The following is a 21,920-nucleotide window of genomic DNA, read 5'->3' as shown; positions in this document are numbered from 1 at the left end:
ACAGGTCTTGTATGGGAACCGGTTCAATGTGGGACCTGGCTTGTGTGGGAGCTGGCTTGCCTGCGATGGCATCAGCGCGGTCTTTCTCTAGACCGAGTTGCCTGCATCGCGGGCAAGCCCGACTCCCACAGAAAAGCTAGCTACCACACTGATCAGTTCCCACATTCAGACCGAGTCCACATTGGTTCGGTGTCGGGTCAGAAATCCTTGCACAGGCGCAGGGCGTCATAGATCGCAGCGTGGGTATTACGCTGCGCCACACAGTCACCGATGCGGAACAGCAAGTACCCGTCACCCGGCTCGCTCAAGCACGGCTGCGGCTTGATCGCGAACAAGGCTTCGATGTCCATCTGGCCCTTGTTGCGCGATGCGCCCTTCAGTGCGTAATAGATTTCTTCATCCGGACGCACGCCGTTCTCGACCACCACCTGGTCCACCACCCGCTCCTCTTTGGCGCCGGTGTATTCGTTCTCCAGCACCGCTACCAGCTTGTCGCCTTCGCGGTAGACCTTTTCCAGCATCATGTCGCCGGTCATGATCACTTCCTTGGGGTACATGCTGCGGTAGTAAGTCGGGAACGACGTACCGCCCACGGCCACACCCGGCTTGATATCGTCGGTGACGATCTCGACCTGGCTGCCCTTGTCCGCCAAAAAGTCCGCCACCGACATGCCGGTGAACTCGCAGATGGTGTCGTACACCAGTACGTTTTTGCCCGGCGCGACTTTGCCGTCGAGCACGTCCCAACTGCTGACCACCAAGCCCTCTGCCGCGCCCCAGTGTTCGTTCTGCTCCAGGAACGGGTGCCCACCCACCGCCAGCACCACCACATCGGGGCGCAGGTCGAGGATTGCATCGGCATTCGCCGCCACACCCAGGCGCAGGTCGACGTTCAGCCGCGCCAGCTCCAGCTGGAACCAGCGAGTGATCCCGGCAATCTGGTCGCGTTGCGGGGCTTTGGAGGCGGTGGTGATTTGCCCACCGATAAACTCTTTTTCTCGAACAGGGTCACGTCATGGCCCCGCTCGGCGGCCACGCGTGCGGCTTCCATCCCGGCAGGCCCGGCACCCACCACCACGACTTTGCGCTTGGGCCCGGTGGATTTCTCGATGATGTGCGGCACGCCCATGTATTCACGCGAGGTCGCGGCGTTCTGGATGCACAGCACGTCCAGCCCCTGGTACTGGCGGTCGATGCAGTAGTTGGCGCCGACGCACTGCTTGATCTGGTCGATCTGGCCCATCTTGATCTTGGCGATCAGGTGCGGGTCGGCGATGTGCGCACGGGTCATGCCGACCATGTCCACATAGCCGCCTTCCAGAATGCGCGTGGCCTGGTTCGGGTCCTTGATGTTCTGCGCGTGCAGCACCGGGGCCTTGACCACTTCCTTGATGCCGGCGGCCAGGTGCAAAAACGGCTCCGGTGGGTAACTCATGTTCGGGATTACGTTGGCCAGGGTGTTGTGGGTGTCGCAACCCGAGCCGACCACGCCGATAAAATCGAGCATGCCGGTGTCGTCGTAGTACTTGGCGATCTGTTTCATGTCCTCGTGGGACAGGCCGTCCGGGTGGAACTCGTCACCGCACAAACGGATGCCGACGCAAAAGTCAGGCCCCACTTCAGCCCGCACGGCCTTCAGCACTTCCAGGCCGAAGCGCATGCGGTTCTCGAAGCTGCCGCCCCATTCATCCGTGCGTTTGTTGACGCGAGGGCTCCAGAACTGGTCGATCATGTGCTGGTGCACCGCCGACAGTTCCACGCCGTCCAGGCCACCGGCCTTGGCGCGGGCCGCAGCGGTTGCGTAGTTGCCGATCACCCGCCAGATTTCTTCCGGCTCGATGGTTTTGCAGGTCGCACGGTGCACCGGCTCGCGGATGCCCGAGGGCGACAGCAGGGTCGGCCAATGCTCGCCGTCCCAACGCGAGCGGCGGCCCATGTGGGTAATCTGGATCATGATCTTGGCGCCATGCTTGTGCATCGCATCGGCCAGGTTCTGGAAGTGCGGGATGATCCGGTCATCCGCCAGGTTCACCGATTTCCACCAGCCTTGCGGGCTGTCGATGGCCACGCTGGAAGACCCGCCGCAGATCGCCAGGCCGATCCCGCCCTTGGCTTTCTCTTCGTAGTACTTCACATAGCGGTCGGTGGTCATGCCGCCGTCGGTGGCATACACCTCGGCGTGGGCGGTACTGAGCACGCGGTTGCGAATGGTCAGTTTGCCGATCTGGATCGGCGCGAACATTGCTTCGAAAGCCATGGCAGGGTTCCTCGACTTACAACGGCTTGACGGTGAACAGGCCGTCGTCATGGCCCTCTTCGGAGCCGCCGTAGACTTGCTCGGCTACGGTGCGGAGCTTGCTGCCGCGCGCCTCGAGAATCTGGTCCATGGCACCGGCAAACCAGCCGGTGAACATGTAGTCCACTTTGCGCCCGACCTTGCCGTACACATAGACGAAGGCCGAATGCTCGAGCTTGACGCTGGCGGTGCCTTTGTCGAGGTCGATGTCCTGGATCTTGAACAGGCCCCAGCCACGTTGCGACAGGCGCTTCATGTAGTGCTCGAACACCGCCACGCCTTCCAGGCCGTGGCATTCGGCTTCTTTTTCACACCAGTGCCAGGCGGATTTGTAGCCGGCTTTGTAGAGGATCTCGGCATAGGCTTCGGCGCCCAGCACTTCTTCGATACCGATGTGGTTGTTGACGAAAAAGTGGCGCGGCACATACAGCATCGGCAGGGCGTCGGAGGTCCAGACACCGGTTTCGCTGTCGACTTCGATTGGCAATTGCGGGGCGATCTTGGCCATGGAAACTTAACTCCAGAAAAATTCGTTGTGATGATGTTCCGCAGTCGTGCGGTGGCTTACTCGCCCCAGACGTCCTTCAAGACGTTGACCCAGTTTTCGCCCATGATCTTGCGCACCACGCGCTCGGGATGGCCGCGCTTGAGCAGGGTCTCGGTGAGGTTGGGAAACTCGCCCACGGTGCGGATGCCCAGCGGGTTGATGATCTTGCCGAAGCTGGTCAGGCGGCGGGCGTAGCCCTTGTCATGGGTCAGCATTTCGAAGAAATCCTGGCCATGGCCCTGGGTGAAGTCGGTGCCAATGCCGATGGCGTCTTCGCCAACGATGTTCATGGTGTATTCGATGGCTTCGGCGTAGTCGTCGATGGTCGAATCGATGCCCTTGGCCAGGAACGGCGCGAACATGGTCACACCGACAAAACCGCCGTGGTCAGCGATGAACTTCAGTTCTTCATCGGACTTGTTGCGCGGGTGCTCTTTGAGCCCGGACGGCAGGCAGTGGGAGTAGCACACCGGCTTCTTCGATTCGAGGATGACTTCTTCGCTGGTTTTGGAGCCTACGTGGGACAGGTCGCACATGATCCCGACGCGGTTCATCTCGGCCACGACTTCGCGGCCGAAGCCCGACAGGCCGCCGTCGCGCTCGTAGCAACCGGTGCCGACCAGGTTCTGGGTGTTGTAGCACATCTGCACCACGCCCACGCCGAGCTGCTTGAAGATCTCGACGTAGCCCAGTTGGTCTTCAAACGCGTGGGCGTTCTGGAAGCCGAAGATGATGCCGGTCTTGCCCTGCTCCTTGGCCTTGCGGATGTCGGCGGTGGTTTTCACCGGGATCACCAGGTCGCTGTTCTCGCGGATCAGGGTCTGGCTGGCGACAATGTTATTGATCGTGGCCTGGAACCCTTCCCATACCGACACGGTGCAGTTGGCGGCGGTCAGGCCACCTTTACGCATGTCCTCGAACAGGTCGCGGTTCCACTTGGCAATAATCAGCCCGTCGATAACGATGCTGTCGGCGTGCAATTCGGCTGGGCTCATCAGGCGTCCCCTTATTGGCGATTCATGCGCCGAATCGTCTGCCGGCGCTTTGGGGCCAGCATATGCCCAGGGGCAACCCGAGCCGGGTGCAAAAACGACAGGGGAATTGCCGAAAGCGTCAATCCACGACAAAGGCGGTGATCACAGGTCCGACGGGCGACTGTTCTTTGTCGTACGCTTGAGCCAGAATTCCGCATCACCTGATATGAGACGGCGCAATGAAATCGATTTTCCTGGCTTTGGCACTCATCGCAACCGGCGTCCACGCGGCCGAAGACACCGACAGCACGCCGTGCGATGGCATCGAAAACGACAAGCAAACCCTGGAATGCGCCACCTATAACAAAACCACCGCCGAGCAATTGCTCAAGGACAACTATCAGGGCTTGCTGGAACGCATGGGGTCGACCTATGGCAGCAACAAGTCGCAACTAGCTGACATTACCGCTCGTCTGAAGGATGCCCAGCAGAAGTGGGAAAAATTGCGTGACGCCGATTGCGCAGTGGACACCTTCCCGGCGGTGAATGGCAGCAAGGCCTACGCGATTGCGCAGAATGACTGCCTGGCGCGGATGAGTGATGAGCGGTCAGAGTTTTTGGAGTCGATCGGGCAGGAATAAGCCGGCTTAATCGTTAAAAATCATCGAAAAGGACGTCACATGTATTACCCACGCGAAGCGGAAAGGGATTTCCTCTACACGCGCGCAGCGCTGTTGTTTTTGGCCACGTTGATACTCTCGCTGATGCTGAGCTTGTCCGTGAGCCGGGGTGCACCTATTGCACTGATAAAGGCGGCGCCCGTAGAAACCATCGGACAAATCACCCAACTGGAAAAGCTCAGCGCCTGGGCCTCAAGTACCAACGTGTATTACGCGTTCGAGCATGAGGGCCAACGCATCGAAGGTATGGTGAACAACAGCAGCTACGTCGAAGACCCTGGCTACGAAGTGGGCAACCCGGTCCCCGTGGTGTACTCGAAATGGTTTCCGACGGTGCATAACATCACAGCGAACTTTAAGTCGAGTTCGCCTAACTTCTACGTCATGAGCGTAAGCGTCGGCTTGATGCTTGTGTTCTTGATACTGATGCTCTGGACGGCGAACCAGATCTATCGGCATAAAGACGAAGACCGGCATTACTGATCCCCGCGACTGCGCCCTCTCCCTCTCAATAGGTTATTGAATGACCATCTGCGGCATCGAAATCAAAGGCAGCGAAGCCATTATCGCCGTTGCCTCGCTCGACAACCCGGCGCTGACCCACGTCGCCCTGGCCACCAAGAAAATCGCCCTTGAAGACGACGACGAGGCAGCCAATGTCAAAGCCTTCGCGGCGCAGGTGAAGGCGTTCGTGCAGGAAAACGCCATCACCCGTATCGCGATCAAGAAACGCAGCAAGAAAGGCGAGTTCGCCGGTGGCCCGACCACCTTCAAGATTGAAGGGGTGTTTCAGTTGCTGGATGGGGTTGAGGTGATGCTGTTGTCGCCGCAGACCATCAATGCGCAGAACAAGAAGCACACCTTTGATCTGCCGGCGACGCTGAACAAGTATCAGCATGAAGCCTACAAAGCGGCGTGTTCGGCGCTGGTAAAGAAGTAAACAACACTCTCATTCAATGTGGGAGCGGGCTTGCTCGCGAATGCGCGGCATCAGTCAGCACATGTGTTGACTGACACACCGCATTCGCGAGCAAGCCCGCTCCCACATTTGATTTGTGGTGCGTTTAGCCCGGTGTACGGCGTTTGTGCAACAGCCAATCGCCGAAGGTTTTGTCCTCCAGGGCATAACCGCCCCGGCTCGACTTCCACACCAGTTCCTTGTCGCGCAGCGCATCGATGCAGGCCTGGATGGTTTGGGTGCCGGGCACCACTTCGCTGCCCATGTCCTCCAGTGCCTTGCTGACCGCCGTGAGGGTGCTGTCGGTAAACGGCGCGAAAGGTTCGTTGTGCTGCGAGCGCTCCACCATCACTTCCAGCACGGCACGCTGGGGAATGGTGAGGTTGTTCCAGGCACTTTCGAATTCGGTCCACACGCCGGCACGCAGCAACTCGGCACGGCTGTGCAGCAACTGGCCCAGGTTACTTGCCTCGCCCAGTTCCAGGGCCACTTCACCGATGATGGTGCGCAGCATCTCGGGCCGACGCCCGACCAACTCAAACGCTTCATCAATATCGGCAGCGTTGAATTGATTGGTGTTGGCCAAGTGCGCGTTGAGGTGCAGGGTGTAAGCCTGGGTGAACTCTTTGCCGAGCAAGGGGAACGGCGTGATGCTGGAGCCGAAGAATGGTTGGCTCTTGCCGAGCACCAAATGCGCCAGCTTGTCGCGATTGGAACCGGTGAACACCAGATGCAAACCACTGCCGTCCTCGTCACGCCCTTGGTTGAGCTGATCCCGGGCGGCCTTCAGCGCGAACATTGCGTTGATACCTGAATCGCTGGTCAGGGCGTGCTGTGCTTCGTCAATCACCAGGACAACAGGTTTGTCGGCCGCGCGGTGGAGCAACTCCAGGGCCTGGGTCAACGTTGCGCCAACAGGCAATTGAGGCTTGCTGAAGTCCCAGGACAGGGTACGCAGAAAGCTTAATTTTTCGATTCCAATGTTTTTGGCCAGCTTGCGAATGCCCTTTTCATAGGGAACCAACGCTGCGGCAATAGCGCTGGCGATCAACTCTGCCGGATCTTTCTCTTTGTCCGCCCACAGGTCGACATATACGGTAAGCCAGCCACGGAGCTGACACTCCGGGATCAGATCTTCACGCAAAAAAGTACTTTTGCCTGTGCGACGCGGCGCCGCGAGAAACAGGCCGGAAGTGAAATCCTGAATACCGGCCCCCACCAGGCCGTCGGCAATGCTGCTTGCCAGAGTAGGGCGGCGGAATACAAAACCGCTGGGCTTGGACATGGTTTTATACTCGATTATGGATACGACTATAAATTATAGTACTGAGTATAATTTACTATAATTGCTCGTCACACAACCTCCCGTCGCCGATCTTCGCGCGGACATTTCGCAAACCGCGCCCGATAACTCCTGGTGAAATACGACGGCGATTCAAACCCGCACGCGATACTCACTTCCAGCACACTCATATCGCTCTGGCGCAGCAACTGCCTGGCTTTCTCCAGGCGCAGGCCGAGGTAGAAGTTGCTCGGGGTGTCGTTCAGGTGCAGGCGAAACAGCCGCTCCAGTTGGCGCCGCGTGACCTTGATCGCTTCGGCCAGAGCCAGGGTGCTCAAGGGCGGCTCAGTGTGCTGCTCCATTTCGCCGATCACTTGCACCAGTTTTTTGTTGTTGATGCCGTAGCGCGTGGCGATCTGCATGCGCTGGTGGTCTTTGCGCGGGCGGATGCGGCCCAGCACGAATTGTTCGGACACCTGGATCGCCAGGTCCGGGCCGTGGGCCTGGGCGATCAGGTCGAGCATCAGGTCGATGGAGGCGGTGCCGCCGGCGCAGGTGATGCGGCGGCGGTCGATTTCAAACAGTTCCTGGGTCACGCTCAGGTGCGGATACGACTCCTTGAAGGCGTCGATGGCTTCCCAGTGCAGGGTCAGGCGGTGGCCGTCGAGCAGGCCCGCCTCGGCCAGCACGCAGGCGCCGGTGTCGATTGCGCCGAGGGTCACGCCGTCGTGGTCGAGACGGCGCAGCCAGTGTTCCAGGGCGGGTGTGGCGAACTGCAGCGGTTCGAAGCCTGCGACCACCAATAACGTCGCGCCCTTTTTCAACGGTTCCAGCGCCGCATCGGCATTGACCGACATGCCATTGCTCGCCAGCACCGCGCCGCCATCGGCGCTCAGCACGTGCCAGCGGTATAGCTCGCCACGAAAGCGGTTGGCCACCCGCAGCGGCTCAAGGGCAGAGATAAAGCCGATGGCCGAGAAACCCGGCATCAGCAGAAAGTAGAAATCCTGGGACATGGTGGCGCTCTCGTCGGACGGGCAGCGTGGCACTGTGATACTCCCGTTCTCGGGTGGATTCAAGGGGGCAGGTCGCTGCAGTGCAAGAGCTGGTCGCCGCCGTGCGTTTTGTCGGCCCCCAAGCTGCGTAATTTGATCCCACGGCGCACAAAGACGCCGGACCCCACAATAACGACCTGCCGAGGGACCCACCATGAATCGACTGATCAGCCGCTGTGTGCTCGCACTCAGCGCCAGCGCCATCTTGAGCACGAACGTACTGGCTGCCGACGCGGCCTCCTGCCAGAACGTGCGCATGGGCGTGGTGAACTGGACCGACGTGATCGCCACCAGCGCCATGACCCAAGTGTTGCTCGACGGCCTCGGCTACAAGACCAAACAGACCAGCGCTTCCCAGCAAATCATCTTCGCCGGCATCCGCGACCAGCGTCTGGACTTGTTCCTCGGTTACTGGAACCCGCTGATGACCCAGACCATCACCCCGTTTGTCGACGCCAAACAAGTCAAAGTCCTCGACAAGCCTAGCCTGGAAGACGCCCGCGCCACCCTGGCCGTGCCGACCTACCTGGCCGACAAGGGCCTGAAAACCTTCGCGGATATCGCCAGGTTCGAAAAAGAGCTGGGCGGCAAGATCTACGGGATCGAGCCGGGCTCGGGCGCCAACACGCAGATCAAGGCGATGATCGCCAAGAACCAGTTCGGCCTGGGCAAGTTCCAACTGGTGGAGTCCAGTGAGGCCGGCATGCTCGCCGCCGTCGACCGCGCCGTGCGCCGCAAGGAAGCCGTGGTGTTCTTCGGCTGGGCGCCGCACCCGATGAACGTCAACGTCGCCATGACTTACCTCACCGGCAGCGACGGCGCACTGGGCCCGAACGAGGGCATGGCCACCGTGTGGAGCGTCACCTCGCCGACCTACGCCGAGCAGTGCCCCAACGTGCACAAGTTGCTCACCAACCTGACCTTCACCGCCGCCGACGAGAGCCGGATGATGCAGCCGTTGCTGGATCACAAAGACGCCCTCGAATCGGCCAGGCAGTGGCTCAAGGATCACCCGCAGGACCAGGCTCGCTGGCTCGAAGGTGTGACCACTTTCGACGGCAAACCGGCTGCGGCCAACCTGCAATTGACCAGCAAGTAAACCCAGTTCAATCACCGTTTCGCGGCCACTTTCGACCGCGAACGGCATCACCACGCCTGTAAGGAACCGCCTCATGAACCACGACGTCATCATCACCTGCGCACTCACCGGTGCTGGCGACACGACCAGCAGAAGCCCGCACGTGCCGGTCACCCCCAAACAAATCGCCGCAGCCGCCGTGGAAGCCGCCAAGGCCGGCGCCACCGTGGTGCACTGCCATGTGCGCGACCCAGAGACCGGCAAGTTCAGCCGCGACGTCGCCCTGTACCGTGAAGTGATGGAGCGCATTCGCGAGGCGGATATCGACATCATCGTCAACCTCACCGCCGGCATGGGCGGCGACCTGGAGATCGGCGGCGGCGAGCACCCGATGGAGTTCGGCCCCAACACCGACCTGGTCGGCCCGCTGACCCGCCTCGCCCACGTGGAAGAGCTGCTGCCGGAAATCTGCACCCTGGACTGCGGCACCCTGAACTTCGGTGATGGCGACACCATTTACGTGTCCACCCCGGCGCAGTTGCGTGCCGGCGCCAAGCGTATCCAGGAGCTGGGGGTTAAAGCCGAGCTGGAAATTTTCGACACCGGCCACCTGTGGTTCGCCAAGCAGATGATCAAGGAAGGCTTGCTCGACAACCCACTGTTCCAACTGTGCCTGGGCATCCCATGGGGCGCGCCGGCTGACACCACCACCATGAAAGCCATGGTCGACAACCTGCCCGCCGACGCGGTGTGGGCCGGCTTCGGCATCGGCCGCATGCAAATGCCGATGGCGGCGCAAGCGGTGCTGCTGGGCGGCAACGTGCGGGTCGGGCTGGAAGACAACCTGTGGCTGGACAAAGGCGTGCTCGCCACCAATGGCCAGTTGGTGGAGCGCGCGAGTGAAATCCTCAGTCGCCTGGGTGCCCGGGTCATGACCCCCGCCGAAGGCCGCGTGAAGATGGGCCTGACCAAGCGCGGCTAAACCCCTGCCGAAATCGAATTAAAAATGTGGGAGCGGGCTTGCTCGCGAATGCGGTGAATCAGTCACCGAATGCGTCAACTGACCCACCGCATTCGCGAGCAAGCCCGCTCCCACAAGAGCTAACCGAACTCTTTAGGAATTTGCCATGAGCTTTATCACCGAAATCAAAACCTTCGCCGCCCTCGGCAGCGGCGTGATCGGCAGCGGCTGGGTGTCCCGCGCCCTGGCCCATGGCCTGGATGTGGTCGCCTGGGACCCGGCGCCCGGCGCCGAAGCCGCCCTGCGCAAACGCGTGGCCAACGCCTGGGGCGCCCTGCAACAGCAAGGCTTGGCGCCAGGCGCATCGCAAGACCGCCTGCGCTTTGTAGCCACGATTGAAGAGTGCGTAAAGGACGCCGACTTCATCCAGGAAAGCGCCCCGGAACGCCTGGAGCTGAAGCTGCAATTGCACAGCCAGATAAGCGCAGCGGCCAAGCCGAATGCGTTGATTGGATCGAGCACCTCGGGGCTGTTGCCGAGCGAGTTCTACGAAGGTTCTACCCACCCGGAGCGCTGCGTGGTGGGCCACCCGTTCAACCCGGTTTACCTGCTGCCGCTGGTGGAAGTAGTCGGTGGCAAAAACACCGCGCCGCAAGCGATTCAGGCCGCGATCAAAGTGTATGAATCCCTCGGCATGCGCCCGCTGCATGTGCGCAAGGAGGTCCCCGGCTTTATCGCTGACCGCCTGCTCGAAGCCCTCTGGCGGGAGGCGCTGCACCTGGTGAATGACGGCGTGGCGACCACCGGCGAAATCGACGACGCGATCCGTTTTGGCGCAGGCTTGCGCTGGTCGTTCATGGGCACCTTCCTCACTTATACCCTCGCGGGCGGTGATGCCGGGATGCGGCACTTTATGGCGCAGTTCGGCCCGGCGCTGCAGTTGCCGTGGACCTACCTGCCGGCGCCTGAGTTGACCGATAAATTGATCGACGATGTGGTCGACGGCACCAGTGACCAATTGGGCGCACATAGCATTTCGGCGCTGGAGCGCTATCGTGATGATTGCCTGCTGGCAGTGCTGGAGGCGGTGAAAACCACCAAAGCCAAACACGGTATGACCTTCGCCGAATAACGGCTGTTGATCTCTGTGGGAGCTGGCTTGCCTGCGATAGCGGTGGTGAATCTTGCATCGCCATCGCAGACAAGCCAGCTCCCACAATTGACCGAGTAATAATCCGGAATCCAGACATGCCTGCACTGACGACCTACACCACCCAAGTCCAACCGGACTGGGTGGACTACAACGGCCATCTGCGCGACGCGTTCTACCTGCTGATCTTCAGCTACGCCACCGACGCGCTGATGGACACGCTGGGCCTTACCAGTGAAAACCGCGAAGCCAGCGGGCACTCACTGTTCACCCTGGAGCTGCACCTCAACTACCTGCACGAAGTGAAACTCGGCGCCCAGGTGCAGGTGCGCACCCAGTTGATCGCCCACGATGCCAAGCGCCTGCACCTCTATCACAGCCTGCATCTGGCGGGAGAGGAGAAGGAACTGGCGGGCAACGAACAGATGCTGTTGCACGTCGACCTCGCCGGGCCGCACTCGACGCCGTTCACCGAGGCAATGCTGGAAAAACTCGCCGCCATCAGCGCTGAGCAGGCCGACCTGCCCCGCCCCGCCCTCCTCGGCCGAGTGATTGGATTACCGTCCAAAAAGTAACAAGGCATCACCACGCAAAACGCTGCTGCTGCCGATTTCCGTACTTACCCGAAGGTCAGCGACATTCGCAGGCAAGCCAGCTCCCACAGGGGAATGCTTTCCAAATGTGGGAGCTGGCTTGCCTGCGATAGGGCCGATAAAACCACCACAAATCCCAGCAAAAAAAGCCCCGATCCAGCCGTGACGGGATCGGGGCAGAGCGCTTTGTGTGAGCCGTACATCCCGAGGGTGACCAAACCTTCAAGCTGCGTGCCTGGCATTCAGTGTGCCTATTACTTCTGTGTGTAAATGACCCGAAAACGACATGCTCATAGCCATCTGAGCCATTCATGCATTCTGCCCTTGCCGACCGGCCAGGGGCCTACCAGAATCGAAGTCAGTCCCCGCTCCCTAGACCAGGATAAACGTCATGATGCACGCGGATTTGATTGACCAGGATGACCTGCTGAGCCAACTGCGCTCGCTAGGTTTCGAGGTGTCCAGCGGTGCCACCGCCGAGCAAGCCTGCGAGTGCGCGGTACGCGGTTTGAGTGCAGCGCGGGCCAAGGCGCTCAAAGGCATGGTGGAACAGATGTACACCGGCAGTGCGACGATTTTGCCGGCGGTGCGGCAGGCGATCGATAAGCAGTTGTTGCCGGCTTTGGTGCAGTTCAAGCAGAACTCTGGCGCCTGATAGATCGCTTTCGCAGGCAAGCCAGCTCCCACATTCACAAATCAAAATGTGGGAGCTGGCTTGCCTGCGATGAAGCCAACTCGGTCTAGAGCCTTACACTCGCAAACGTCGACTCATTCCTGGCCTGGCTCAGCGCCGACATTGGCCCCGACAACGGCGACAACACCAACGCCTGCGGAATCGGCATCATCGCCACCTGTTGGGTGGTGTTGGAGCCTACGCGCTCATCGCGTGGCGGAATGCCGAAATATTCGCGGTAGCACTTGGAGAAGTGCGGCGTGGACACAAACCCGCACACCGACGCTACTTCGATGATCGACATCGGCGTTTGCTTGAGCAGCTGCCGCGCACGGATCAGGCGCAGCTTCAGGTAATAACGCGACGGCGAGCAGTGCAGGTATTTCTGGAACAGCCGCTCCAGCTGGCGCCGCGACACGGCGACGTACACCGCCAGCTCATCCAGGTCGATCGGCTCTTCGAGGTTGGCTTCCATCAGCGCGACGATTTCCTGCAGCTTCGGCTGGTTGGTGCCGAGCATGTGCTTGAGCGGCACGCGCTGGTGATCCTGTTCGTTGCGGATGCGCTCGTACACAAACATCTCGGAGATCGCCGCCGACAGTTCACGGCCGTGATCGCGGCTGATCAGGTGCAGCATCATGTCCAGCGGCGCGGTGCCGCCGGAGCTGGTGAAACGGTTGCGGTCGAGGGTGAACAAACGGGTGCTCATCGAGACACGCGGGAAGGCTTCCTGCATCGATGCCAGGCATTCCCAGTGCACGCTGCAATCAAACCCGTCGAGCAAACCGGCGCAGGCCAGCGCCCAACTGCCGGTGCACACCGCGCCGAGGCGGCGGGACTGGCGCGCCTGGCTTTGCAGCCACGACACATGTTCACGGGTAACGGTGCGCTGAATACCCACGCCGCCGCACACGATCACCGTGTCCAGGGCCGGGGCTTTGTGCATGGAGGCATCGGGGGTGATTTGCAGACCGTCGCTGGCCCACACCTGGTTGCCATCGACGCTCAAGGTGGTCCAGCGATACAGCTCGCGGCCGGACAACTGATTGGCCATGCGCAGCGGTTCCACTGCCGAAGCCAGGGAAATCAGCGTGAAATTGTCCAGCAGCAGAAAGCCGATGGATTGAGGCGCACGGTTCTGGGGTTGGGCCCCTGAGTTGAACGACGTCATCGCGGTATCTCCTCACACAAAGCGGGTGATGGCCTCAGGCGAGGCTCTTGTTATTGCGCTCGTCTCTGATACAGAGCGAGGCTTTGAATTGATAGAGCAAATGCCATGCCTAAATTTGAATGGCCATTCAATAACTCCTGAAAACGACCTGATGACGCGTCTATATAAGCCCGCGCAGGAAGTGCGGGATATGCCCCGAAAAAGGCCTGGGAGTGAGCCCGCTTACGGGGTGTGAGCAGATCGGTAGCACTTGTGGGAAGGCGCTTTGAGGGCGTGGGAAAAGTCTGTCACCACACGCACGGGTGACGGGTGGTCGAGGGGCAAATCGTTTGCGAGCTACTTATCTGTTTGCGACGCGCTAAAAGGTGGCGCTTTTGGGTTCGGGTGTTCACTTTATGAGCAATGTTGCCCATCAACCTGATGTGGCGAGCGGGCTTGCCCGCGTTGGAGTGCGCAGCGCTCCCAGGTTTTTGGGGCCGCTACGCGACCCAACGCGGGCAAGCCCGCTCGCCACATCAAGCCCGCTCGCCACATAAGCGCTCGCCACAGTAGAGCGATCAGGTCAGCACTCTACGGCGCTGACGGCCAACCCACCCCGCGAAGTCTCTTTGTACTTGTCATGCATATCCGCGCCGGTATCGCGCATGGTGCGGATCACCCGGTCCAGCGAGATAAAGTGCTGACCATCCCCCCGCAGTGCCATCTGCGCCGCGTTGATCGCTTTCACCGCGGCAATCGCGTTGCGCTCGATGCATGGCACTTGCACCAACCCGCCTACCGGGTCGCAGGTGAGGCCGAGGTTGTGTTCCAGGCCGATTTCGGCAGCGTTGCACAGCTGCTCAGGCGTGGCCCCGAGAATCTCCGCCAGCCCCGCCGCCGCCATGGCACAGGCCGAACCCACCTCGCCCTGGCAACCGACTTCGGCACCGGAAATCGAGGCGTTCTTCTTGCACAGAATCCCCACCGCCGCCGCACCCAGCAGGTAGTCGACCACGTTGGCTTCGGTGACTTCTTCGCTGAACTTCATGAAGTAGTGCAGCACCGCCGGGATGATCCCCGCCGCGCCATTGGTAGGCGCAGTGACCATGCGCCCACCCGCCGCGTTTTCTTCGTTTACCGCCAGGGCGAACAGGTTGACCCATTCCATCGCGCTCAAGGTCGAGCCGATCACATTCGGTTTGCCAAGCTCCTGCAAACTGCGGTGCAGCTTGGCGGCGCGGCGCCGCACGTTCAGGCCGCCAGGCAGGATGCCTTCGTGTTTGAGGCCCTGCTCCACGCAATCTTGCATGGCACGCCAGAGCTTCATCAGGCCGCTGCGGATGTCCTCTTCGGAACGCCAGACTTTTTCATTCGCCAGCATCAGCTCGGCGACACGCAGGTTGTGGGTCTTGCACAGCTGCAACAGCTCTACCGCGCTGGAAAAATCATACGGCAACTGAGTGCGGTCCATGTCCGCCACGCCGCTCTGCGCCTGGGCCTCATCCACTACAAAACCGCCGCCGACTGAATAGTAAGTGTCGCGATGCAACTCGCCGTCATCGCCGAACACCACCAGGGTCATGGCGTTGGGGTGGAACGGCAGGTTTTCGTCGAGCAGGCGCATGTCACGGGCCCAGACAAAGGGCACCGGCAAATGGCCGTCGAGCAATAGCGTGTCGGTCTCGCGCAGGGTGTGGATACGCAGGCCGATTTGCGACGGATCAATCGCGTCCGGCCACTCGCCCATCAGGCCCATGATGGTCGCGGTGTCGCTGCCGTGACCGATGCCGGTGGCCGACAATGAGCCGTAGAGCTGAACTTCGACGCGCCTGACCTGTTCCAACAGTTCACGTTCACGTAATGCCTGGACGAATAACGCTGCGGCGCGCATGGGGCCGACGGTGTGAGAACTAGAAGGCCCGATGCCGATCTTGAACAGGTCGAAAACACTGATAGCCATTGCGGTAGAACTCCTCGATAAGCACGGCCAGGCTTGAACGAGGTGCTACGCTCAGATCGCCCAGATGGCGGCATCATCAAGCTTTTATCCGCCCTCACGGCGTCTCACACCGACGCACCCATGCTCACCAGCGTCGCCCGCGTGCGATCCGCTGTTTTGGCCGTTTTTAGCGGTGCAGATGGGCAAAAACTGCAGTTTTGCCTTTGGAAAAATCTGTAAGCGACGTCACCGACACTGGATACGACCATCCCTGTACTGGATACGACGCCCCCTGTAGGCGTCAGATTTTCACTGGTACATGATCAGTCTCGACTCGTTTGCAAGGCACCGTGCCAGAGCATCAACGCACGCCCCAACCGCAACACTTATAAAGCGCGGCGAATGCCGCCAGAAAAAAGACACAGGAGTCTACCCAGATGAAAGGTTCACCCTCGTTGTTGTTGGCCGCCATGCTGAGTCTGCCAGTCCTGGCACACGCTGCAGAACCGGAACAGTGCAAGACCGTCAACTTCTCCGATGTCGGCTGGACCGACATCACCGTCACCACCGCGACCACCAGCGAAGTCCTCAAGGGCCTGGGCTACAAGCCGCGCACCACGATGATTTCGGTACCAGTGACCTACAAGTCCCTGGCCGACGGCAAGAACATGGATATCTTCCTCGGCAACTGGATGCCGACCATGGAAAACGACATCAAGCAGTACCGTGATGCCGGCACCGTGGAAACCGTGCGCGCCAACCTGGAAAACGCCAAGTACACCCTGGCCGTCCCGGAAGCGCTGTACAACAAGGGCCTGAAAGACTTCGCCGATATCGCGAAATTCAAGGATGAGCTGGGCGGCAAAATCTACGGCATCGAGCCGGGTAACGACGGCAACCGCACCATCCAGACGCTGATCGACAAAGACGCTTTCGGCCTGAAAACCGCCGGATTCAAAGTGGTCGAGTCGAGCGAAGCCGGGATGCTCTCGCAAGTGGAACGCGCCTCCAAGCGCGACCAGGCCATTGTGTTCCTCGGCTGGGAACCGCACCCGATGAACACCCGCTTCAAGATGAAGTACCTGACCGGCGGTGACGACTCGTTCGGCCCCAACTACGGCCAGGCCACTATCTACACCAACGTTCGCAAGGGCTATACCCAGGAGTGCAGCAACGTGGGCCAGTTGCTGAAAAACCTGTCGTTCACCCTGAACATGGAAAGCACCCTGATGGGCAACGTCCTGGACGACAAGATGAAGCCCGATGCCGCGGCGAAAGCCTGGCTGAAGAAGAACCCGCAAGTGCTCGACACCTGGCTTGCCGGTGTCACCACCGTCGATGGCAAACCCGGTCTGGAGGCCGTCAAGGAATACCTCGCCAAGTAAGAGCTGACCCCGGGCCGGTGCGCTGGCCCGGGATGTTTTCCCTTCGCATGTGGACATTCACTACCATGCTGACTGAACAGAAAATCCCACTAGGCCAGTACATCGCTGCCTTCGTCGAATGGTTGACCCAACACGGCGCCAACTACTTCGACGCAATCGCATCGACCCTGGAAACGATGATCCACGGCGTGACGTTTGCGCTGACCTGGTTCAATCCGCTGGCATTGATCGGTCTGATTGCGCTGCTGGCTCACTTTATTCAACGTAAATGGGGCCTGACCGTTTTTGTCATCGCCTCCTTCCTGCTGATCCTGAACCTGGGGTACTGGCAGGAAACCATGGAAACCCTCGCGCAGGTGTTGTTCGCCACCCTGGTCTGCGTGGTCATCGGTGTGCCGCTGGGCATTGTTGCCGCGCACAAGCCGATGTTCTACACCCTGATGCGGCCGGTGCTCGATCTGATGCAGACCGTACCGACCTTCGTCTACCTCATCCCTACCCTGACCCTCTTCGGGCTGGGTGTGGTGCCCGGGCTGATTTCCACGGTGGTGTTCGCGATTGCCGCGCCGATCCGCCTGACCTACCTGGGCATCCGTGATGTACCGCAAGAGTTGATGGACGCCGGCAAAGCCTTTGGCTGCTCGCGCCGTCAGTTGCTCTCGCGCATTGAACTGCCCCACGCCATGCCGAGCATTGCCGCCGGCATTACCCAATGCATCATGCTGTCGTTGTCGATGGTGGTGATCGCGGCCCTGGTGGGCGCTGACGGCCTCGGCAAGCCGGTGGTCAACGCGCTGAACACCGCCGATATCGCCCTGGGCTTCGAAGCCGGCCTGGCGATCGTATTACTGGCCATCATGCTCGACCGCATCTGCAAACAACCCGACGCCAAAGTAGGGGGTGATGCATGAGCATTATCCGATTCGACAATGTCGATGTGATCTTCTCCAAAGACCCGCGCGAAGCACTCAAACTGCTCGACCAGGGCATGCACCGCAACGAGATCCTGAAAAAGACCGGGCAGATTGTCGGCGTTGAAAAAGCCAGCCTGGATGTTGAGAAAGGCGAGATCTGCGTGTTGATGGGCCTGTCCGGTTCCGGCAAATCCAGCCTGCTGCGCTGCATCAACGGCCTCAACACTGTCAGCCGTGGCCAGCTGTTTGTGGAGCACGAAGGGCGCCAGATCGACATCGCCTCCTGCACCCCTGCCGAGCTGAAAATGATGCGCACCAAGCGCATTGCCATGGTGTTCCAGAAATTCGCCCTGATGCCTTGGCTGACGGTGCGCGAAAACATCAGTTTCGGCCTGGAAATGCAGGGCCGCCCGGAGAAAGACCGACGCAAGCTGGTGGATGAAAAACTCGAGCTGGTGGGCCTGACCCAGTGGCGCAACAAGAAGCCGGACGAACTGTCCGGCGGCATGCAGCAACGCGTCGGCCTGGCGCGTGCGTTGGCGATGGACGCCGACATCCTGCTGATGGACGAACCCTTCTCCGCCCTCGACCCGCTGATCCGCCAGGGCCTTCAGGACGAGTTGCTGGAGCTGCAACGCAAGCTGAGCAAAACCATTGTGTTCGTGAGCCACGACCTGGACGAAGCACTCAAACTCGGCAGCCGTATCGCAATCATGAAAGACGGCAAGATCATCCAGTACAGCGTGCCGGAAGAGATCGTGCTGAACCCGGCGGATGACTATGTGCGCACCTTCGTCGCCCATACCAACCCGCTGAACGTACTGTGCGGCCGCAGCCTGATGCGCACCCTGGACAACTGCACGCGTGTGAATGGTTCGGTGTGCCTGGACCCGGGTGGCGACTCGTGGCTGGACCTGGCCGAAGGCAACACCATCCAGGGCGCCCGCCAGAATGGCGCGGTGATGAACCTGCAGAACTGGGCACCGGGGCAATCGGTGGAAGGTCTGGGCCGGGTACCGACGCTGGTGGATTCGAATATCGGCATGCGCGATGCGCTGCAGATTCGTTATCACACCGGGAACAAGCTGGTGTTGCATGACAACAACCAGGTGGTGGGGATTCTGGGGGACAGTGAGCTTTACCATGCCCTCTTAGGCAAAAACCTGGGTTAAGGCACTACACAGATCCAACTGGAGAAACTGGGTCAATGTGGGAGCTGGCTTGCCTGCGATAGCGGTGGTGAACTCACTAAAGCTATCGCAGGCAAGCCAGCTCCCACATTTGATCGCTGTTTCTACAGTGGACAAGCGGCGCCAGTGAGGGCGCCGCTGCGCTCACCTATCAGCTATAGACACGGCCAAGGAGCTGCCGATGGCTTTCAAACTGATCGAGCACGTCCCGGGTGATCTGCTCCTGGGTGAAGCCCATCAGGTCGTACTCCTGAGGCCCGTTGTGCAGGTACACCTCGGCGCGGTAGTAGCGCGTGCGCTCTTCCTCAGGCAAGTCGCTCGGTGCCGACGAATAAGCATCCAGGCTCACTTCGTAGACAAACGGGTTGCCCTCTTCCATCTCGATCCGCACGCCGATACAGCGCTTGGATTTACCGAGCAGCGTCTGCACTTCCAGTCCCTGATCACGCAATGCAGTGGCGGCTTCTTCAAGCGCCGGCGTTACATGCTTGTCCATAAAACGCTGCACGGTGCCCTGGCTCGGTTGCAGGTCGAGCGCGGTCAGGCGCTCGCTGAAACCACGGCGACCACGCTCGGCCAATTGCGCCTGCTCAAGCTCGATCGCCACATCCTGGCGCATCGCCTTGTGCAAACCGAACATAAAGAAAACAAGCACCACCGAGAACGGCAGCCCCGCCAGCACCACCATGGTTTGCATGGCTTCGAAGTTACCGGCAAACAGCAGGCCGATGGTCACCAGGGTGATCACCGCCGACCAGAAGATCCGCAGCCAGTGCGGCGCATCTTCATCCACGTTGCCGCCCTTGCAGGAAAGATTCGCCATCATCACCGCGCCGGAATCCGCCGGGGTCAGGAACAGCACGAAGCCCACAAAGATCGACACACCGATGACGATTTTCGACGCCGGGTAATGCTCAAGCAATTGGTAGATCGCCATGGAAGGCTGTTCCAACGCCGTCTTGCCCAACTCCACCGCACCGTGGTTGAGCACCAGGTCCAGGGCCGAGTTACCGAAGATCGACAGCCACGCCAGGGTAAAGCCCAGCGGGATCAGCAACACGCCGGCTACCAGTTCACGCACCGTGCGACCACGGGAAATACGCGCGATGAACATGCCCACGAATGGCGCCCAGGAAATCCACCAGGCCCAGTAGAACAGCGTCCACAGGCCCATCCAGCGCTCGGTCTTGTCGGCGTCGCCTTCATACACGTACAGGTCGAAGGTTTTCAGGATGATGCCGTTGAGGTAGTCACCGGTGTTCTGCACCAGGCCGTTGAGCAGGTGCAAGGTCGGGCCAAACAACAGCACAAAGATCAGCAAGCCACTGAACAGCACAATGTTGAGGTTGGACAGGCGGCGAATGCCGTTCTCCACCCCCGACACGGCGGCGATGGTCGCCACGGTGCTCATCACGATGATCACGATCAGCAAGTTGGTGTTGCTGTGCTGCATGCCGAACAGGTTTTCCAGCCCGGACGACACTTGCATCGAACCAATCCCCAGGTTGGTCACCAGGCCCAGCAGGGTCACGAACATGCCGAAGCCGTCCACCGCATGCCCGGCCGCGCCCTTCACCCAACGCTCGCCCACCAGCGGGTACAACGCCGAACGCAAGGCCAGCGGCTGGTTATGCCGGTACGCGAAGTACGCCACGGCCAGGCCAACCAACGCGTAGATCGCCCAGCCGTGCAGGCCCCAGTGCAGGAAGGTCAGTTGCAGCGCCTGGCGTGCCGCGCCATTGCTGGCGGCTGCGCCTTCGGGTGGGTTGAAGTAGTGGTCCAGAGGCTCGGAAGCACCGAAGTACAGCAGCGAAATGCCGATACCCGACGAGAACAGCATGCCGGCCCAGGCGCCGTAGCTGAAGTCCGGGGTGTCGTCCTTGCTGCCCAGTTTCAACTTGCCGTAGGACGAAAACGCCAGGCCCACCACGAACACCAGGTAAGCAGCGATGACCACCATGTAGTACCAGCCGAAGCTTTTGGAAAGCCAGGCTTGTGCAACACCGAGCATGCGCCCGGCCTCCTGCGGGGCGATGATCAGAATGGCGGTCAACAACAGAATCAGCGCGGTGGAGGTGTAAAACACCCAACCGTTAACCCGTACCTTTTCCGGCGGGGTCTTTATAAGAGAGGCAGAACTCATGGCGCAGATGCTCCGGGCAGTGCGAGAGAGAAACACAAGGCAACGGTTATCCCGGGACATCGATTTTTCGGCAGTCGACGGACGGGTGTTATAAAGACACCCCGAAAATTCCTGAACCCGCCGAAACGGTGGCCAGGCCCTGATACGGCCTGTTTCAAGGGTTTTTGCAGGTGTCAGATGTCACCGCCCACACGTAGGAAATACCTGTAGGCAGCGACCATTTGTCGCAGAGCTTATTCTTTGTTGATTGAACGCTCAATCAAAACAAAATAGACTGGCCACCAAGTCGACGAACGTTCATCGCCCGTCGCAGGCCTAAGGAGAGGTGCTACATGCCCAAGGTCGGTATGCAACCCATACGCCGCCAGCAGTTGATCGAAGCCACGCTAACGGCCATCGATCAGGTCGGAATGGGGGATGCCAGCATTGCGCTGATCGCTCGTTTGGCTGGCGTTTCGAACGGCATCATCAGTCACTACTTTCAGGACAAGAACGGCCTGATCGCCGCAACGATGCGGTACTTGATGAATGTGCTGATCGAGAACGTCCACGAACGCCGGCTGGCGCTTACGGACGACAGCCCACGGGCACATCTTCAGGTGATCATCGAGGGCAACTTCGACGCCAGCCAGGTCAACGGACCGGCAATGAAAACCTGGCTGGCCTTCTGGGCCACCAGCATGCATCACCCGTCATTGCACAGGTTGCAGCGGATCAACGATCAACGTCTGTATTCCAACCTGTGCTGCCAGTTCCGCCGAGTGCTACCGCTGCCGCACGCACGCAAAGCAGCCCGAGGCCTGGCGGCCCTGATCGACGGTTTATGGTTGCGCGGCGCTCTGTCGGGAGACGCTTTCGACACGAAGCAGGCGCAACGGATCGCTTACGAATACATGGATTTCCAATTGGCCAAGCAGGTGAGTTAGAGCCCTTATAAATGCTCAACCCCTGA

General features: G+C 60.3%; 19 protein-coding genes and 1 pseudogene. 12 read left to right on the top strand and 8 right to left on the bottom strand.

From position 1 onward, the window contains the following. Positions 1–197 precede the first annotated feature (197 nt). From dgcA to LRS56_28780, 3 genes and pseudogenes are all read right to left on the bottom strand, one after another. Positions 198–2,257, bottom strand: a pseudogene (dgcA, locus tag LRS56_28790) (dimethylglycine demethylation protein DgcA). 16 nt (positions 2,258–2,273) lie between these two features. Next, positions 2,274–2,804 (bottom strand): DUF5943 domain-containing protein, encoded by a 531-nt coding sequence (locus LRS56_28785; protein ID WDU62661.1) that lies wholly within the window; start codon positions 2,802–2,804, stop codon positions 2,274–2,276. Between the two features lie 56 nt (positions 2,805–2,860). Then, the gene (locus LRS56_28780; protein WDU62660.1) at positions 2,861–3,838 is read right to left on the bottom strand and encodes a dipeptidase; all 978 of its coding nucleotides are present in this window, start codon (positions 3,836–3,838) and stop codon (positions 2,861–2,863) included. 218 nt (positions 3,839–4,056) lie between these two features. Here LRS56_28780 and LRS56_28775 point away from each other — a divergent pair, with 218 nt between their 5' ends. Genes LRS56_28775 through LRS56_28765 form a run of 3 tightly spaced genes read left to right on the top strand, consistent with a single transcriptional unit; the run spans position 4,057 to position 5,437 of the window. Next, positions 4,057–4,458, top strand: a complete 402-nt coding sequence (locus tag LRS56_28775) for a DUF1311 domain-containing protein (GenBank protein ID WDU62659.1) — start codon at positions 4,057–4,059, stop codon at positions 4,456–4,458. Between the two features lie 39 nt (positions 4,459–4,497). Beyond that, positions 4,498–4,980, top strand: coding sequence for a hypothetical protein (locus LRS56_28770; protein ID WDU62658.1), 483 nt, complete (start codon positions 4,498–4,500; stop codon positions 4,978–4,980). Positions 4,981–5,020: 40 nt separating this feature from the next. Continuing rightward, a complete protein-coding gene (locus tag LRS56_28765; GenBank protein WDU62657.1) occupies positions 5,021–5,437 on the top strand; it encodes a DUF3010 family protein in 417 nt (138 codons plus the stop codon). Between the two features lie 124 nt (positions 5,438–5,561). Here the strand turns inward: LRS56_28765 and LRS56_28760 are convergent, their stop codons facing one another. Next, positions 5,562–6,740: a hypothetical protein gene (locus LRS56_28760; GenBank protein WDU62656.1), complete on the bottom strand. Its 1,179-nt coding sequence runs from the start codon at positions 6,738–6,740 to the stop codon at positions 5,562–5,564. Positions 6,741–6,808: 68 nt separating this feature from the next. Continuing rightward, positions 6,809–7,753: a GlxA family transcriptional regulator gene (locus LRS56_28755; GenBank protein WDU65830.1), complete on the bottom strand. Its 945-nt coding sequence runs from the start codon at positions 7,751–7,753 to the stop codon at positions 6,809–6,811. A 193-nt stretch (positions 7,754–7,946) separates the two neighbouring features. Here LRS56_28755 and LRS56_28750 point away from each other — a divergent pair, with 193 nt between their 5' ends. The 5 genes from LRS56_28750 (at position 7,947) to LRS56_28730 (ending at position 12,229) form a co-directional block, all read left to right on the top strand. Then, positions 7,947–8,891: a choline ABC transporter substrate-binding protein gene (locus LRS56_28750; protein WDU62655.1), complete on the top strand. Its 945-nt coding sequence runs from the start codon at positions 7,947–7,949 to the stop codon at positions 8,889–8,891. Positions 8,892–8,964: 73 nt separating this feature from the next. After that, a complete protein-coding gene (locus LRS56_28745; GenBank protein WDU62654.1) occupies positions 8,965–9,852 on the top strand; it encodes a 3-keto-5-aminohexanoate cleavage protein in 888 nt (295 codons plus the stop codon). Positions 9,853–9,997: 145 nt separating this feature from the next. Continuing rightward, complete coding sequence (locus LRS56_28740; protein ID WDU62653.1) at positions 9,998–10,963, top strand: L-carnitine dehydrogenase; 966 nt, start codon at positions 9,998–10,000, stop codon at positions 10,961–10,963. Positions 10,964–11,079: 116 nt separating this feature from the next. Next, a complete protein-coding gene (locus tag LRS56_28735; protein WDU62652.1) occupies positions 11,080–11,556 on the top strand; it encodes a thioesterase family protein in 477 nt (158 codons plus the stop codon). A gap of 409 nt (positions 11,557–11,965) precedes the next feature. Further along, positions 11,966–12,229: a hypothetical protein gene (locus tag LRS56_28730; protein WDU62651.1), complete on the top strand. Its 264-nt coding sequence runs from the start codon at positions 11,966–11,968 to the stop codon at positions 12,227–12,229. A gap of 85 nt (positions 12,230–12,314) precedes the next feature. Here the strand turns inward: LRS56_28730 and LRS56_28725 are convergent, their stop codons facing one another. Both LRS56_28725 and LRS56_28720 read right to left on the bottom strand, forming a co-directional pair. Beyond that, a complete protein-coding gene (locus LRS56_28725; protein WDU62650.1) occupies positions 12,315–13,418 on the bottom strand; it encodes a GlxA family transcriptional regulator in 1,104 nt (367 codons plus the stop codon). A gap of 562 nt (positions 13,419–13,980) precedes the next feature. Next, positions 13,981–15,357: an L-serine ammonia-lyase gene (locus LRS56_28720; GenBank protein WDU62649.1), complete on the bottom strand. Its 1,377-nt coding sequence runs from the start codon at positions 15,355–15,357 to the stop codon at positions 13,981–13,983. Positions 15,358–15,773: 416 nt separating this feature from the next. Between LRS56_28720 and LRS56_28715 the strand changes: the two genes are divergently transcribed. The 3 genes from LRS56_28715 to choV all read left to right on the top strand — a co-directional run bounded on the left by LRS56_28715 (position 15,774) and on the right by choV (position 18,807). Beyond that, complete coding sequence (locus tag LRS56_28715; protein WDU62648.1) at positions 15,774–16,721, top strand: choline ABC transporter substrate-binding protein; 948 nt, start codon at positions 15,774–15,776, stop codon at positions 16,719–16,721. A gap of 65 nt (positions 16,722–16,786) precedes the next feature. Next, entirely contained in the window at positions 16,787–17,632 is an 846-nt protein-coding gene (choW, locus tag LRS56_28710) for a choline ABC transporter permease subunit (GenBank protein WDU62647.1), read from the top strand. Next, positions 17,629–18,807: a choline ABC transporter ATP-binding protein gene (choV, locus tag LRS56_28705; protein WDU62646.1), complete on the top strand. Its 1,179-nt coding sequence runs from the start codon at positions 17,629–17,631 to the stop codon at positions 18,805–18,807. The genes choW and choV overlap by 4 nt, the downstream gene beginning before the upstream one ends. 169 nt (positions 18,808–18,976) lie before the next feature. Here choV and LRS56_28700 read toward each other — a convergent pair whose 3' ends face one another. Next, positions 18,977–20,911 (bottom strand): BCCT family transporter, encoded by a 1,935-nt coding sequence (locus LRS56_28700; GenBank protein WDU65829.1) that lies wholly within the window; start codon positions 20,909–20,911, stop codon positions 18,977–18,979. A 389-nt stretch (positions 20,912–21,300) separates the two neighbouring features. On the opposite strand from LRS56_28700, the gene betI reads away from it, so the two are divergent. Further along, positions 21,301–21,894, top strand: coding sequence for a transcriptional regulator BetI (gene betI, locus LRS56_28695; GenBank protein WDU62645.1), 594 nt, complete (start codon positions 21,301–21,303; stop codon positions 21,892–21,894). Positions 21,895–21,920: the final 26 nt, after the last annotated feature.

The sequence above is a fragment of the Pseudomonas poae genome (assembly GCA_028869255.1).
Classification (GTDB): domain Bacteria; phylum Pseudomonadota; class Gammaproteobacteria; order Pseudomonadales; family Pseudomonadaceae; genus Aquipseudomonas; species Aquipseudomonas poae_C.
This window is presented reverse-complemented; position numbering and strand designations above follow the sequence as displayed.

Bases quoted from the DNA above. Each gene is read 5' to 3' on its own strand.
- LRS56_28785 (WDU62661.1), bottom strand. From the start codon at position 2,804: ATGGCCAAGATCGCCCCGCAATTGCCAATCGAAGTCGACAGCGAAACC.
- LRS56_28780 (WDU62660.1), bottom strand. From the start codon at position 3,838: ATGAGCCCAGCCGAATTGCACGCCGACAGCATCGTTATCGACGGGCTG.
- LRS56_28775 (WDU62659.1), top strand. From the start codon at position 4,057: ATGAAATCGATTTTCCTGGCTTTGGCACTCATCGCAACCGGCGTCCAC.
- LRS56_28770 (WDU62658.1), top strand. From the start codon at position 4,498: ATGTATTACCCACGCGAAGCGGAAAGGGATTTCCTCTACACGCGCGCA.
- LRS56_28765 (WDU62657.1), top strand. From the start codon at position 5,021: ATGACCATCTGCGGCATCGAAATCAAAGGCAGCGAAGCCATTATCGCC.
- LRS56_28760 (WDU62656.1), bottom strand. From the start codon at position 6,740: ATGTCCAAGCCCAGCGGTTTTGTATTCCGCCGCCCTACTCTGGCAAGC.
- LRS56_28755 (WDU65830.1), bottom strand. From the start codon at position 7,753: ATGTCCCAGGATTTCTACTTTCTGCTGATGCCGGGTTTCTCGGCCATC.
- LRS56_28750 (WDU62655.1), top strand. From the start codon at position 7,947: ATGAATCGACTGATCAGCCGCTGTGTGCTCGCACTCAGCGCCAGCGCC.
- LRS56_28745 (WDU62654.1), top strand. From the start codon at position 8,965: ATGAACCACGACGTCATCATCACCTGCGCACTCACCGGTGCTGGCGAC.
- LRS56_28740 (WDU62653.1), top strand. From the start codon at position 9,998: ATGAGCTTTATCACCGAAATCAAAACCTTCGCCGCCCTCGGCAGCGGC.
- LRS56_28735 (WDU62652.1), top strand. From the start codon at position 11,080: ATGCCTGCACTGACGACCTACACCACCCAAGTCCAACCGGACTGGGTG.
- LRS56_28730 (WDU62651.1), top strand. From the start codon at position 11,966: ATGATGCACGCGGATTTGATTGACCAGGATGACCTGCTGAGCCAACTG.
- LRS56_28725 (WDU62650.1), bottom strand. From the start codon at position 13,418: ATGACGTCGTTCAACTCAGGGGCCCAACCCCAGAACCGTGCGCCTCAA.
- LRS56_28720 (WDU62649.1), bottom strand. From the start codon at position 15,357: ATGGCTATCAGTGTTTTCGACCTGTTCAAGATCGGCATCGGGCCTTCT.
- LRS56_28715 (WDU62648.1), top strand. From the start codon at position 15,774: ATGAAAGGTTCACCCTCGTTGTTGTTGGCCGCCATGCTGAGTCTGCCA.
- choW (WDU62647.1), top strand. From the start codon at position 16,787: ATGCTGACTGAACAGAAAATCCCACTAGGCCAGTACATCGCTGCCTTC.
- choV (WDU62646.1), top strand. From the start codon at position 17,629: ATGAGCATTATCCGATTCGACAATGTCGATGTGATCTTCTCCAAAGAC.
- betI (WDU62645.1), top strand. From the start codon at position 21,301: ATGCCCAAGGTCGGTATGCAACCCATACGCCGCCAGCAGTTGATCGAA.